The organism is Flavobacterium cutihirudinis, from assembly GCF_003385895.1.
Classification (GTDB): domain Bacteria; phylum Bacteroidota; class Bacteroidia; order Flavobacteriales; family Flavobacteriaceae; genus Flavobacterium; species Flavobacterium cutihirudinis.
Genome location: NZ_QRDQ01000008.1, coordinates 745,467 through 761,026, shown reverse-complemented (window position 1 = coordinate 761,026; position 15,560 = coordinate 745,467). Strand labels below are relative to the sequence as shown.

General features: G+C 35.5%; 9 protein-coding genes. 5 read left to right on the top strand and 4 right to left on the bottom strand.

The window, feature by feature from the left end; translation table 11 throughout:
• Nucleotides 1-3 precede the first annotated feature (3 nt).
• The 4 genes from BD847_RS09010 to BD847_RS08995 all read left to right on the top strand — a co-directional run bounded on the left by BD847_RS09010 (nucleotide 4) and on the right by BD847_RS08995 (nucleotide 6,347).
• Nucleotides 4-1,497, top strand: a complete 1,494-nt coding sequence (locus BD847_RS09010) for a RagB/SusD family nutrient uptake outer membrane protein (protein WP_115887949.1) — start codon at nucleotides 4-6, stop codon at nucleotides 1,495-1,497.
• A 15-nt stretch (nucleotides 1,498-1,512) separates the two neighbouring features.
• Nucleotides 1,513-2,598 carry a SusE domain-containing protein gene (locus BD847_RS09005; protein WP_115887948.1) on the top strand — a complete coding sequence of 362 codons (1,086 nt, stop codon included), beginning with the start codon at nucleotides 1,513-1,515 and terminating at the stop codon, nucleotides 2,596-2,598.
• Between the two features lie 124 nt (nucleotides 2,599-2,722).
• Entirely contained in the window at nucleotides 2,723-4,126 is a 1,404-nt protein-coding gene (locus BD847_RS09000; RefSeq protein ID WP_115887947.1) for an alpha-amylase family glycosyl hydrolase, read from the top strand.
• Between the two features lie 40 nt (nucleotides 4,127-4,166).
• Nucleotides 4,167-6,347: a glycoside hydrolase family 97 protein gene (locus BD847_RS08995; RefSeq protein WP_244201575.1), complete on the top strand. Its 2,181-nt coding sequence runs from the start codon at nucleotides 4,167-4,169 to the stop codon at nucleotides 6,345-6,347.
• Nucleotides 6,348-6,482: 135 nt separating this feature from the next.
• Here BD847_RS08995 and mfd read toward each other — a convergent pair whose 3' ends face one another.
• Both mfd and BD847_RS08985 read right to left on the bottom strand, forming a co-directional pair.
• Nucleotides 6,483-9,845, bottom strand: a complete 3,363-nt coding sequence (gene mfd, locus BD847_RS08990) for a transcription-repair coupling factor (protein ID WP_115887946.1) — start codon at nucleotides 9,843-9,845, stop codon at nucleotides 6,483-6,485.
• Complete coding sequence (locus BD847_RS08985; RefSeq protein WP_115887945.1) at nucleotides 9,838-10,464, bottom strand: hypothetical protein; 627 nt, start codon at nucleotides 10,462-10,464, stop codon at nucleotides 9,838-9,840. Before BD847_RS08985 ends, mfd begins: the two co-directional genes overlap by 8 nt.
• A gap of 386 nt (nucleotides 10,465-10,850) precedes the next feature.
• Between BD847_RS08985 and BD847_RS08980 the strand changes: the two genes are divergently transcribed.
• Nucleotides 10,851-11,789, top strand: coding sequence for an L-threonine 3-dehydrogenase (locus BD847_RS08980; RefSeq protein WP_115887944.1), 939 nt, complete (start codon nucleotides 10,851-10,853; stop codon nucleotides 11,787-11,789).
• A 190-nt stretch (nucleotides 11,790-11,979) separates the two neighbouring features.
• Here BD847_RS08980 and BD847_RS08975 read toward each other — a convergent pair whose 3' ends face one another.
• Both BD847_RS08975 and BD847_RS08970 read right to left on the bottom strand, forming a co-directional pair.
• Nucleotides 11,980-13,860, bottom strand: a complete 1,881-nt coding sequence (locus BD847_RS08975; RefSeq protein ID WP_115887943.1) for a M1 family metallopeptidase — start codon at nucleotides 13,858-13,860, stop codon at nucleotides 11,980-11,982.
• Between the two features lie 63 nt (nucleotides 13,861-13,923).
• Entirely contained in the window at nucleotides 13,924-15,558 is a 1,635-nt protein-coding gene (locus BD847_RS08970; protein WP_115887942.1) for a S8 family peptidase, read from the bottom strand.
• Nucleotides 15,559-15,560: the final 2 nt, after the last annotated feature.

Genomic DNA, 15,560 nt, shown 5'->3' with positions numbered 1-15,560 from the left:
GAAATGAAAATAAAAAATATATTTATAGCAGGAAGCCTTTGTTTCTTTGCTCTTACAAGTTGCACCGATCTTGAAGAAAACGTGTACGACAAATATCCTGCAGAAGATTTTTACGGATCACCTCAAGGAGCCGATATCGCTTTAGCTGGTGTATACGCCCAAATTCCTGGTAACTGGGGTGGTGTGGGTTATGCTGGTGCAGATTTGGGTTGGTATGACTTAAACTCTATGTGTGTTGATGATCAGGTTATTCCTCATAGAAATACAGGTGACTGGTCAACTGAATTTGCAATCTTATTCAAACATCAATGGTTGCCAACAGATGAAGTAGTTCGAAATACCTGGAACTGGTTATATGTGTCCGTTTTCAATGCAAACCTTGCCGTAAAACTATTGGAAGACTCTAAAGCTGATGCATCAAAAATTGCTGAAGCAAAAGTTTTAAGAGCATTTTTCTATTATTTATTGATTGATGATTTTGGAAATGTGCCATTTTATACAGACAACAATATTACAGTTGATAAAATACCACAAGCAAGTCGTAAAGAGGTATTTGATTTTGTAGTCTCTGAATTAAAAGCAAATATTGATTTATTACCTGGTACTAAAGGTGGAGAATTTTACGGCAGATTCAACAAATGGGCCGGATATACTTTGCTTGCTAAAGTATATATGAATGCCGGTGTTTTAACTGGAACTCCAAAATGGGAAGAATGTTTAGCTGCTTGTAATGTGGTAAATGGCGGAGGATTTTCATTACATCCTGCCCTTTCAGATGCTTCAAGTCCGTTAGGAAATAAATATTATGAGTTGTTTGGAGATGTGAATCCACAAGATGAAACGATTTTATCTATTTACACTACAGTGGATATTGTAGGACGTAATATTTTTAGTGTACGTAGTTTAATCGGACCACATGCTAATGCTTTATTTGGTTATAGTGGCTGGAACGGATCTGTTATCCCAAAAGATTTTTACGCGAAATATGATGATAAAGATATTCGTAAAAAACAATTCTTAATAGGTCCACAGCCTGGTGACGTAAATTATACATTAGATATAACTTCATTAGATAATCCGGGAGCGGGTGCTCAGGAAGGTGTTCGAAATGTTAAATTTTATCCTGCAGGTTCAATGAACGGTGGTGGAGCGTCAAATGATTTCCCTATTTACAGATATGCCGATGTTATATTAATGACAGCTGAATGTAATGTTCGTTTAGGTAATGCCGGAGCAGCCAAACCATTAGTTGATGCTATTAGAACTCGCGCTGGTCTTGGTGCTTTAGCTTCAAACCCTACTCTTGATGATATTTTTGATGAAAGAGGACGCGAATTAAATTGGGAAGGACACCGTAGAGAAGATATGATTCGTTTTGATAAATTTTTGTTACCAAATGAATTCAGAGGTGTTTCAGAAGAATATAGAAAAATATTCCCTATCCCAACTTCAGCTTTAAATGCAAATCCAGGACTTAAACAAAATCCAGGTTACTAAAAACAGCTAAATAATATGAAAAAATATATAAATAAATTAGTAGCGTTACTTGCATTAGTAATCGTGGCTACTTCTTGTGACTCTGATGCGGAATTAACCGTTTTAAAATCGGTTAGTTTTCCTGCTGCAATTACATCTTCTGCAAGTAAAATTGTGCTTACAGAAGATGCAGCCGATGATACTGCAACAACCATTTCTTGGTCAGCTGTTGTTTTCCCAATTGAAGCTCCCGTTTTATATACGGTTCAATTTGATCTCCCAGCAAATACTACTGGTAATAAGGCGTGGTTAAATGCTAAAGTATTTGAAGCAGGAAACGATGTTTTAACCAAATCTTTTACTATTCGTGATTTGAATAAAATTGCAACTGATTTAGGATTACAACCTAATGTAGAGGGAAAATTAGCCGTAAGAGTTGTGGCTGCCATGGATAGAAATATTTATTCTGATCCAATTGAGATAACAGTAACTCCTTATGAAAAAGCAGTTGTTTTTGGCGAAATTTATATGCCTGGAGATTATCAAGGTTGGGCTATTGAAACTGCTGCAGCTTTACCAGCAATTGAAAAAGGAATCTTCCAAGGATATATGACTGCTCAAGGTACTGCATTAGCATTTAAACTAAATACTGCAAGAACATGGGCTGAATTTTATGGTGCAGGTGCTACTAATGAAGATTTAGTTAGAATGGATGATGATAATTTATTTCTTCCAGGCGCAGGTTCATATCAAATAAAAGTAAACTTAAATACTTTAAAATGGTCTGCTACTCCTTATGCATGGGGAGTTGTTGGAGATGGTACTCCAGGTGGCTGGGACAATAGCACACCTATGACCTACGATCACGTAAATAAAGTATGGAAGGTTACTGTTGATTTGAAGGTAGGAGCCCTAAAATTCAGATTGAATAATAGCTGGGATATTAACTACGGTCAAAAAGAAAGCACAAGCGGAATTGCTTATTTAGATAACTCTGGAGCATATTCTATACCAGAAGCTGGTACTTATGAAGTTACATTCTCAATAAATGAAGCAACGACGGTTGTTGGCGATAAAGGAACTTTCCCTGCATCTGCTACTTATACTGTTACTAAAAAATAATCTAACATATTTCATATAAGCTAGATTAGTTTGAGTGATACCTGCCTTTCTGAGCAAAAGGCAGGTTATCTAAAAATGTTTAAAAACTAAAATTCTAGTCTTGTAAAATTTAATTTCTAAAATCATGAAGTCTAAAACCAACATCATTTCTATTTTGCTGCTTGCTTTGGCGTTTGTTTCCTGCAGTTCATCAGATGACAATCCGAAAACAGATCCAAAACCGGATCCAGGAACAGGAACTGAATACCAGCAATACGGAACTGCATTTGATAAAGTTCCGGCAAACGAAGATGCGGTCATTTATCAGGTAAATCTACGTTCTTTTAGTCCAGAAGGAAATTTAAAGGGAGTACAGAAACGACTTGATTCTATTCAGAAATTAGGTGCAAATGTGATTTATTTAATGCCAATTTATCCTGTTGGAGTTTTAAAAGCTGCAGGAAAATACGGTTCACCGTATTGCGTTAAAGATTACAAAGCAGTTAATCCTGATTTTGGGACTTTAGATGATCTTCGTTCTTTAGTTACCGCGGCGCATAGTAAAAACATGGCTGTTATTTTAGACTGGGTTGCGAATCATACTTCATGGGACAATCAATGGATTACAGCGCATTCTGACTGGTATCAAAAAGATGCCAACGGAAATATTACAATTCCACCGGAAACCAACTGGCAAGATGTAGCGCAATTAAACTACAACAATACTGACATGAAAAAAGCCATGATCGATGCGATGTCATACTGGGTTTACAATGCCAATATTGATGGTTTCAGATGCGATGCTGCCGATTTTGTTCCGCAGGCATTCTGGACGCAAGCCATTACTGAAATTCGTAAAATCAAAAATCAAAAAATGATCATGATGGCAGAAGGAACAAGAGTCAATCATTATGATGCTGGTTTTGATTATACTTTTGGTTTTTCATATTTTGATGCATTAAAAAAAGTATTTTCAGAAGCACAGCCTGCTTCTTATTTACAAACTGAAAGCTCTAAAGAGTATGGCCAATTAGACAGTTCAAAACGCATTGTTCGTTATATTACAAACCACGATGTGAATCTTTCTGATGGAACTCCTTTAGAACTTTTTGGAGGTAAAAAAGGATCATTAGCTGCTTTTGTTATTGCTTCAAGCATGAAATCTGTTCCGATGATTTACGGCGGACAGGAAATTGGATACGCAAAACGAATCGATTATTTTGATAAAATTGCCATTGACTGGTCTACAGCCGATTATGCTATGTTGAAAGAATACAAAAAGATAATCGCTTTTAGAAATACTAGTGAAGCACTTAGAAAAGGAAAAATTACAGGATATAGCAGTAATGATGCAACCGTATTTTCTATGGAAACAGCTGCTGATAAAGTTTTAATTGTAGTAAATGTTAAAAATAAAGCGGTTAAATATGCTACTTCAACCGCATTAGCAAATACTACCTGGGTTGATGCCTTAACCGGAAATCAAGTAACAATTGGTGCCGAAATAAACTTATCGGCCTACCAATATTTAATACTTAAAAAACAATAAAAGCCTCTGATAAAATTAAGCTTGCACAAAACCAGATAACATGAATTTTCAATCCCAAAAAAAGCTACTTCAAATTCGTTTGAGTAAAACAATCGCACTTTTATTTTTTGCATTCGCCAGTACATTTTGGCTTCAGGCGCAAGAAATAACTTCGCCAGACAAAAACCTTTCTTTAAAATTTGAATTAAAGGAAGGCGGCATTCCGTCTTACCAATTAACATACAAACAAAAACCAGTTATAAAGCCAAGTTCTTTAGGTTTAGAACTTCAAAATATGGCTTCGTTTATGGATGGCTTTACGGTTACAAATACAGCACAATCTACTGTAGATGAAAACTGGAATCCTGTTTTAGGTGAAGAAAAAACGATTCGTAATCATTATAACGAATTGGTTGTCACTTTGGTTCAAGCCAAAAACAACAATAGATTTATCCGAATCCGTTTCCGTTTATTTAATGACGGATTAGGATTTAGATATGAATTTCCGAAGCAAAACGACTTAAGTTATTTTGTAATTAAAGAAGAACGTTCTGAATTTAATTTGGCCGGAAATCATAAAATTTTCTGGATTCCGGGAGATTATGATACCAATGAATACGCATATACAACGTCTAAAATTTCAGAGATTCCTTCGCTGATGCAAAAAGCAACGATCGAAATTAATGCACAATGTCCAATAAAAGAATTGTCTGTACAAACGCCTTCAATGATGAAATCGGATGATGGTTTGTACATCAATATTCACGAAGCAGGATTAATCAATTATCCTGCAATGTATCTTGAAGTTGATGCCAAAACTAATAAAATGATCAGTCATTTGGCACCAGACGCGCTTGGAGCAAAAGGTTATATGCAGACCGATGCACAATCGCCTTGGAGAACTATTGTCGTAAGCGATAAAGCAACAGATATTTTAGCTTCAAAACTGATTCTGAACCTCAACGAACCAACAAGTTACAAAGATGTTTCTTGGATCAAACCAGTAAAATTCATCGGAATTTGGTGGGAATATTTTGTTGCTGGAAGAAGTACATGGGCTTTTGGAAAAGAGAATAATGTAAAACTTACTGATGATTTCACTAAGCTTACGCCGAATGGAAAACACGGAGCTACAACAGAAAGAGCAAAAGAATATATTGATTTTGCTTCTAAAAATGGTTTTGATGCGATTCTTATCGAAGGCTGGAACATTGGTTGGGAAGATTGGATTGGAAACTGGAAAGAAGAAGTTTTTGATTACGTTACGCCATATCCGGATTTTGATGTAAAAGCAGTCCATGAATATGCAGCTTCAAAAGGTGTAAAAATCATCATGCATCATGAAACTTCGGGATCTGCGACTAATTATGAAAGACGTTTGGATCGTGCTTTTCAGTACATGAATGATAACGGTTACGATGCTGTAAAAACCGGTTATGTTGGAAAAATTATTCCGCGTGGCGAACACCATGACGGACAATGGATGGTGAATCATTATATAAATGTAGCCAAACGTGCCGCCGATTATAAAATTATGATTGACAGTCACGAAGCGGTTCGACCAACGGGTTTGAACAGAACTTTTCCAAACTGGATTGCACAGGAATCTGCTCGCGGAACCGAGTTTGAATCGATGGGAGGTTTAGCGCCAGATCATACAACTATTTTGCCTTTTACAAGATTAATGGGAGGCCCAATGGATTACACCCCAGGAATTTTCCAAACCGATCTTTCTTATTACGGAACTGGAAGCACACAACGTGTAAATACTACTTTGGTAAAACAATTGGCGTATTATGTTACAATGTACAGTCCGTTGCAAATGGCGGCTGATATTCCGGGAAATTACGAGCGTTTTCCAGATGCATTTCAATTCATAAAAGACGTAGCTGTTGATTGGGATAACAGTTATATTCTCGAAGCTGAACCGGGAGATTACATCACAATAGCGCGTAAGGCAAAAGGCAAAGACGAATGGTTTATTGGCGGAATTACAGATGAAAATGCAAGAACAGCAAACATTTCATTTGATTATTTGCCAGCAGGAAAAAACTACATCGCCACAATTTATGCTGATGCTAAAGAGGCAAATTGGAAAGAAAACCCACAAAAATATACGGTTACAAAAGTTATTGTAAACTCAAAAACTAAATTGAAGCAATATCTAGCTCCAGGCGGAGGTGTTGCCATCAGCATTAAAGAAGGGAATCCTTCTGAGTTAAAAGGATTGAAGAAACTATAAAAATTTGGTTAATTAGGTAGTAAGTAAAAATGGCGCATGAAATTTTTCGTGCGCCATTTTTTGTTATATTTTTTTCGCCACGAATTCACGAATTATTTTAAAGAGATTAATTCGTGAATTCGTGGCTATCTTTTTTTACTCCTCAAACAATTCCATCAACTCCAACGCACGTTTTATAGACTTCACATTCTCAAAAGTCAACAACAGACGTAATCCATTAACGGTTTGTTTTTCTTTCATTTTGCAGATATTGCTATGCTTCTGAACAAAATTTAAAACATTCCTAAACTTCACCGATTGGTAATAATCAGACTGTTGATCTGAAACAAAATATCCAATCATTTTGCCTTGTTTCAGAACCAATTTCTCAATTCCGACTTTCGTTGCAATCCATTTTATTCGGATGCTGTTTAATAATGAAATAGCTTGTTTTGGCAACGGACCAAAACGGTCAATCAATTTTTTCTCGAATTCCTGTAAACCGGCTTCGTCTTTGATTGCTCCCAATTCGTTGTATAAAACCAAACGTTCTGAAACGTTGTTGATATATTCATCTGGGAATAAAAGCTCAAAATCGGCATCGATTTGAATATCTTTTACATATTCTTTGGTATCGATATCATTTTCTTCCGGATATAAATCTTTGAATTCATTTTCCTTCAATTCTTCAATCGCTTCGTTCATGATTTTTTGATACGTATCAAAACCAATTTCATTAATGAAACCGCTTTGTTCACCACCTAATAAATCTCCTGCACCACGAATTTCAAGATCTTTCATCGCAATGTTGAAACCGCTTCCTAATTCGCTGAATTGTTCCAATGCCTGAATACGTTTTCTTGCATCTTCGGTCATAGAAGAATACGGCGGACAAATGAAATAACAGAATGCTTTTTTGTTGCTTCGCCCTACTCGACCACGCATTTGGTGCAAATCTGATAATCCGAAATTGTTGGCATTATTGATGAAAATCGTGTTGGCATTTGGAACGTCCAATCCACTTTCAATAATGGTTGTTGCCACCAAAACATCAAAATCTCCGTTCATGAAACCTAACATCAATTCTTCAAGTTTGGCACCGTCCATTTGTCCGTGACCAATTCCGACTCTAGCATTTGGAACCAAACGCTGAATCATTCCTGCCACTTCTTTTATATTTTCGATTCGGTTATTGATGAAGAAAACTTGCCCGTTTCGTTGAATTTCATACGAAATCGCATCACGAATAATCTCTTCATTAAAACCAACTACATTTGTTTCAATTGGATAACGATTTGGCGGAGGCGTCGTAATTACTGATAAATCTCGAGCCGCCATTAACGAAAATTGAAGCGTTCTCGGAATTGGCGTTGCCGTTAACGTCAATGTATCAACATTTGCAGCAATCGTTTTTAATTTATCTTTTACGTTTACTCCAAACTTTTGTTCCTCATCAACAATCAATAAACCTAAGTCTTTAAAAACTACATTTTTGTTTACCAATTGATGTGTTCCAATAACGATATCTAGTTTTCCTTCGGCTAAATCTTTTAAAGTTTGCGTTTTCTGTTTTGCTGTTCTGAATCGGTTTAAGTAACCAATTGAAACTGGCATATCTTTCAAACGTTCCGAAAAAGTTCTGTAATGTTGGTACGCCAAAATAGTCGTCGGAACTAAAACAGCAACTTGTTTGCTATTATCAACCGCTTTAAAAGCGGCACGAATCGCAACTTCTGTTTTTCCGAAACCAACATCACCACAAACCAAACGATCCATCGGGCGATCGCTTTCCATATCGGCTTTTACTTCTGCCGTCGATTTGGTTTGATCTGGAGTATCTTCATAAATAAACGAACTTTCTAATTCGTTTTGCAAATAACTATCCGGCGCAAATTGAAAACCTTTTTCTAATCTTCGTTTCGCATACAACTGAATCAAATTGAACGCAATATGTTTGACGCGCGCTTTGGTTTTTTGTTTTAAAACTTTCCAAGCGTTCGATCCTAATTTGTAGATTTTTGGAGGCGTTCCGTCTTTACCGTTGTATTTGGAAATTTTATGAAGCGAGTGAATGCTCACATACACGATATCATTATCGGCATAAACCAATTTAATGGCTTCTTGTGTTTTTCCCTCGACCTGAATTTTCTGCAAGCCGCCAAATTTCCCAATTCCGTGATCAATGTGCGTTACATAATCGCCAACAGAAAGTGCGGTTAATTCTTTTAAAGTGATATTTTGCTTTTTAGAATAACCGTTTTTGATGTTGAATTTATGATAACGCTCAAAAATCTGATGATCTGTATAAGCCGTTATTTGATTTTCTTCGTCAATAAAACCTTGGTATAATGGCAATACAATAGTATTATATTGCTTTCTGATATTCTCAGAATTGGCTTCGTCTAAACTTTCAAAAATATCATGAAAACGTTTTGCCTGCGTTTCATTCGAACAGAACAAATAATTTTTATATCCGTTAAAATGATTATCGCTCAAATTGTTCAGCAACAAATCAAATTGCTTATTAAATGAAGGCTGTGGCTGAATATGAAATTCGAATTTCTTCGTCGTTTTATAAACTGGTTTTGACAATTCGACTATAGAAAAATCCAAAGATCGTTTAATAAATGAAGCCTGATTTAAAAACAATTGTTCCGGAGTGGCGTGTTTTATTTCTTTTGAAAGTTTCTCAAAAGCTTCTTCCGCTCTAGCGAATTGTTTGTCCAACTGACTAAAAAGTCCTTCGGTATTTTGAATAAAAAGAACCGTTCTTTCTGCAATATAATCTAAGAAACTTTCACGGTTTTCCTGAAAAAGCTTGTTTTCAACATTCGGGATAATCGTGATTTTTTTATGCGTCTGAACTGATAATTGTGTCTCAACATCAAAAGTTCGAATGCTGTCTACTTCATTTCCAAAAAACTCAATCCTATAAGGATGATCATTCGAAAAAGAGAAAACATCGACAATTCCTCCACGAACCGAAAATTCTCCGGGTTCTGTAATGAAATCAACTCTTTTAAATTCATATTCGAACAAAACTTCATTAATAAAATCAATCGAAATTTTATCATTCAAAGCCACTTTTAAAGTGTTTTTGTCTAATTCTCTTCTCGTAACAACTTTTTCAAAAAGTGCTTCAGGATACGTAACAATTACGGCTGGTTTTTTTCGGGAATTGATTCGGTTTAAAACCTCAGCGCGAAGCAAAACATTGGCATTATCAGTTTCATCAATTTGGTATGGACGACGGAACGAAGCCGGATAAAACAAAACATCTTGTTCTCCAATCATTTGTTCCAAATCGTTCAGGTAATAAGCAGCTTCTTCTTTATTGTCTAAAACAATCAAAAATGGTAGCTCAGATTTCCTGAAAACCGAACGAATTACAAACGAAACCGCAGATCCAAGCAAACCGCTTAGATGCATTTTTATTTGATTTCCCTCCAACAGATTTGTTGCAATCTGTTGCGCTTTTGGCAAATTATCGTAGATAGTATATAAGGCGTTTTTACTCAACTTTTGGTGAATTTTGATCTAGATTATGCATGCGCATCTGATCGGCATTTGTATTCGGAATTGCACGGGTTGTATCCAACATTCTTAAGAAATCAGCTTCTCCTTCTTCTTTTGGAATTTTTGCTTTCTCAACAATTTTATCCATTTGTCTTTCCAGTGAAACGATTTCTTTATTGATATCTCCAATTAAGAACGTTACTTTCTCATCCGGAATTTTACTCAAATGAATAAATAAATCCATCATTCTTACTTTGGTAATCAAAATAGAAATTCGGCTTTTAATTGCCGGCTGATTAAATTCGGGCGGAATATTATTGTTTAAAGCCATTGCTTTATTCGAAATCGCTTTTGACTTTTTTTGAAATGCTCCAATTGTTCTTCTTGGCTTCTCGCCGATTTCTTTTAGAAAGTCGCGCCATTCATTCCATGAACTTATTTTTTGCTCTGCAATATCATTAATCGGTTCATCAATAAAAATCCAGGCTTTATTGATGTTATTGAAGATTTTCTCATTCTTTTTTGCTACTTTTTCGTTTTCAGCACGACGTTTTTCATTTTCATCCTGACAGGATTGCAGTACAAAAATCAAAAGCAGAAAGAGAGCTATTTTATATTTCATTTGGTAAAAACATTAAGCTACAAAGTTACAAAGTAAATTTACAATTACGAATTCTGTTTTTTGCTAAAGATTCTATAAATCAATATTATTTTTTGGTAACCCAAATTGTTATTCCGTTAAAAAATTAAGATACTTTATTTAGCGCTTATGATTTCTAAAAATGATTTTCAAGATCAAATTCCCAAAGACACACAGACACACCTCTACAGGCACACAGACACACCCTTGGAGACACACGGGCACACTTAAGCAAGCACAAAGGCACACCGCTGGAAAAGAGAATAATCCAACAAACAAACTTTATAATTATTAAATTTATAATTAGTTTATCTAAAAATTAAAATTATTTGCGAAAACCTTATATTTGCTTAACTAAAAACTACACAATGAATCCAAAAATATTAATCATCGGCGCTTGTGGCCAAATTGGGACAGAACTGACCCAAAAGCTTCGTAAATTATACGGAACAGAAAATGTAATTGCTTCGGATATTCGAAAGTTAAATACTGATGTTGTAAACTCAGGACCTTTTGAAGTTGTCAATGCTTTAGATTTCAACCAAATTGAGCATCTTGTTGAAGTACACCAAATTACAGATATCTATTTAATGGCAGCGCTTTTATCTGCAACTGCTGAAAAAAATCCTGCTTTTGCATGGGATTTGAATATGAATTCTCTTTTTCACGTTTTAAATTTGGCTAAAGCCCAAAAAATAAAAAAGATATTCTGGCCTTCAAGTATTGCTGTTTTTGGACCAACAACTCCTAAAGAAAACACACCTCAATATACTGTAATGGAACCTTCAACTGTTTACGGAATTAGTAAACAAGCGGGCGAAAGATGGTGCGAATATTATCATAATATTTATGGTGTTGATGTTCGTAGTATTCGTTATCCGGGTTTAATTAGCTGGTCGACTCCTCCGGGCGGTGGAACCACAGATTATGCTGTTGATATTTTCTATAAGGCTATTGCCGATAAAAAATATGAATGCTTTTTATCATCTGAAACCAAAATGCCAATGATGTATATGGATGATGCAATCGACGCAACGATCAACATCATGAAAGCTCCGGCTGAAGAAATTAAAATTCATTCTTCATACAATTTGGCTGCAATGAGTTTTACGCCAACTGAAATTGCTGCCGAAATCAAAAAACATATTCCGGAATTTGAAATTACTTATAATCCTGATTTCCGTCAGAAAATTGCGGACAGCTGGCCGGCAAGTATCGATGATTCTTCTGCAAGAGAAGATTGGGGATGGAATCATAAATTCGATTTGGAAACCATGACTAAAGATATGATTGAGCATTTGAGCTAATTATTTCTCAGCACAATTTGCTTCATATCATCAAGTGAAAATTTCAATTGCCTCTAGCTTTAGCTGGAGGTTTTTATTTTCATTTTTATTCCTCCAACTAAAGTGGAGGCAATTGATTTTCTACTGATAACTAAAAAAGTCCCGTTTAAATTAATTAAACGGGACTTTCTGTTTTTATTCTTTTTGAAGATTACTTCACTTCAAAAACATTATTAGCAGCTTTCACATCAGCCATTAATCCGCTTGGATCGATAGTGATTTTTTTGATTGCTGTTTTGTTTTTGTCAATTGAAAAACTATAGTTTTGTTGTGCCCAAGCCCAATCTTCCAAAACTGTTCTTTTTTCGTTTGGATTTGGATTTGGTTTGATGAAATTCATCATTCTCAACGGAATATAGAATGTCTCAGAAGTTCCGTCAGTATAATCTACTTTCAAGTCAATTGGCATTGGCATTCTTCCAATTCTTTCTAAAGTAACTGTTGTTTTTCCTGCATTATCCGCAACATCTTTGATTCCGTAATCAATTGTATTTGTTGTTTGCGCCCAATCTGTTAAATACCAATCTAACTCTGCTCCTGAAACTCTTTCAGCAGATCTTTTGATGTCATTTGGAGTTGGATGTTTGAATTTAAAATCGTTGAAATACCTGTGTAATGTTGCATCAACATTTTCTTTTCCAATTACATATTCTAACTGAGAAAGGAAAATACTTCCTTTTACATAAGAAGAAATACTATAAGGGCGATTTTCGTCATAACGATCTCCGTGCGTAGTTTGCGGTTGTTCTTTACCAGAATTTACTAAACTGTAATACGCATTATAATTTCCTTTAAACGGATTTACTTCTTTTTTATCACCTTTTAATTCATTCAAAGCGCTATCTTCAATATAGGTTGTAAAACCTTCGTCCATCCAAGGATGTTTAGATTCGTTTGAAGCCAAAATATGCTGGAACCAAGAGTGTCCTAATTCATGCGTTGCAGTACCAAGAATTCCCTCAAGACTTCCGTTTCCTAACATTAAAGTACACATTGCATATTCCATTCCGCCATCGCCGCCCTGAATAAATGAATATTGTTTGTACGGATATTGCCCCACTCTATGATTGTAATAATCCATAACTTTTACCATTAATGGTTCTAACTGTTTCCAGTTTTCGGTAGTTTTTGGATTGTTTTTATAGAAGAAATGCAAATCAACATCATTTGGTCCTTTTACGATATCATGAGTGTATTCTTTATCGGCAGCCCAAGTAAAGTCGTGAACATTTGGCGCAATAAAATGCCATGTCAAAGTTTTAGCTTTTTTAGGATAAACCACTGTTACGCCTGCATCTTGGTAACCGTGACCAATTGAGTTTTTATCCTGTAAATATCCTGAACCACCAATTGTGTAGTCTTTATCAATTGTGATTTTTACATCAAAATTTCCCCAAACACCGTGAAATTCTCTTGCAATGTATGGATCGGCATGCCAGCCTTCAAAATCAAATTCGGCTAATTTTGGATACCATTGAGACATTGAAAGTTCAACTCCTTCAGAATTATTTCTTCCTGAACGACGAATCTGAACCGGAACCTGACCATCAAAATCAAGAGAGAAAGTAGATTTTGAATTTGGCAAAATTGGTTTAGCCAAAGTAACTTCCAAGATTGTTCCCGAAACACGAGTTTGTGCTACTGCTCCGTCTTGTTTGAAGTTTGTAATTTTTAAAAATCCAATTTCATTTGGTTTTAAAGTTTCAATACGGCTTTGTTTCGTTTCTTTTCCGTCTGCACCTTTTACTTTATTAACCATTCTTCCGTCCGGATCTTTTATGAAATGAAGACGGGCATCCATTTCGCTTCCTGGCTGAAATGCATTTGGAAACAAATGATAAAACACCTTTCTCAAAGTATCAGGAGAATTATTGGTATAAACCAACTCTTGTTTCCCTTTGTACTGGTAATTTTTAACGTCCATTGACACCTCCATTTTATAATCGGCGTGTTGTTGCCAATAAGGAGCATTTTGTGCTAAAGCAGAGTTTAAACCTAAACTCAGAAAGGATAATACTAAAATTTTACGCATGCTTGTTTCAATAAAAATGGAAGAGCTTCCGCTCTTCCATCAGATTAGAATTCTTTATTTTGATTATTTTTTTGACATTTTTTCAGCCATTAGCAATGCATTATAAGCATTTACCATTTTTGCTGTTCTTGAAGATTCAACTGAAGAAACTGCTGCTGGTTTCTCGCCTGGATTTTCGCTTTCGCCCAAAACTACTTTTGAAGGAAGCGCTACTCCTGAATCCATTAAAATTTGTTTAACCTGAGACGCTTTTAATTTTGGATAATAAGAACGAATTAATGCCGCAACACCAGCCGCATTTGGAGCCGCCATTGAAGTTCCCTGCAAATATTTGTATTTATTGTTAGGAATTGTTGCATAGATTTCTTCACCCGGAGCAAAAACATCAACGTTTATTTTTCCGAAATTTGAGAATCCTGCTACTACATTTTCGCCATATTCTTTGTTGATAGCACCAATTGTAATTACGTTGTTTGTAAACTCTTTTACATTGTCTTTAGAGTCGTTTGGATAATTGATGTTTTTATTTTCATCAATATTATATCCATCATTTCCAGCTGCATGAACAATTAAAACATCTTTTTTAGCAGCATATTTTAAAGCGTCGTAAACCCAGTCTTTGTGTGGAGAAAAGCTTTTTCCAAAACTTCCGTTAATTACTTTTGCTCCGTTGTCAACTGCATAACGAATTGCCAATGCAATATCTTTATCATATTCATCTCCATCCGGAACGGCTCTTACGGTAAGGATTTCCACATTGTTTGCTACACCGTCTCCGCCTAAATTATTTCCGCGAACCTGAGCGATAATTCCGGCAACGTGAGTTCCGTGCAATGCTTTTTCTTTGTCCGGACCAAAAACAACATTATTTCCATAATGATTGTCTTTAATATCATTCGGATTGTCTCCTACTGCTTTTCTTCCGTCAAAATCTTTGTTTAGATTATAATTTAATTCATCATAAACCTGGTCTTTATATTCTCCAAAATCAGCTTCAGGATCAAAAGTTGGACCGGCGTTCCCAAATATTTGGGTCATTATATTTTTACTTTGCGAAACTTTTGGATCTGTTGATGTAATAGCTGCTAAATCTTCAACTTTATACGTTGTTTTGTTCAGCTCTTTTTGAATCGTTTTATGAACTTCAAGTAAAAAATCTACTTGTTCTTTGTTTTTTAAAGCTTCTTCGTATTTCTTATTATATTGAGCCAAAGCCTCTTTATACTCTGCAGAACCGTCGTCCCCTTTTTTAACAACACGAGTCATTTCAAGGTTTTCATGAACTGCTTCTCCAAGAAAGTTCCATCCGTGAATGTCATCGATAAATCCGTTTTTATCATCATCGATTCCGTTTCCGGGAATTTCTTTTGGATTTGTCCAGATATTCCCTTTCAAATCTTCATGTTCGATATCAACTCCTGAATCGACAATTCCAACGATAACTTTTTTACCCGTTTTACCTTGTAATAATTCGGCGTAAGCCCTGTCAACACTCATTCCGGGAATAGAATCTTTAACCAAATCCAGATGACTCCATCTTTTTAACTCATTTTCACTTACCGGAGCTTTTTTTACAACTACTAATGGAGCAGTAATAACATTTTTTGGTGCTGCATCCTGCGCTTGTACTGTAGCGCTGCATCCTGCTAAAACCAGTAATGCAAAAGCAGATAATTTAATAGGTTTAATATAACTCATGT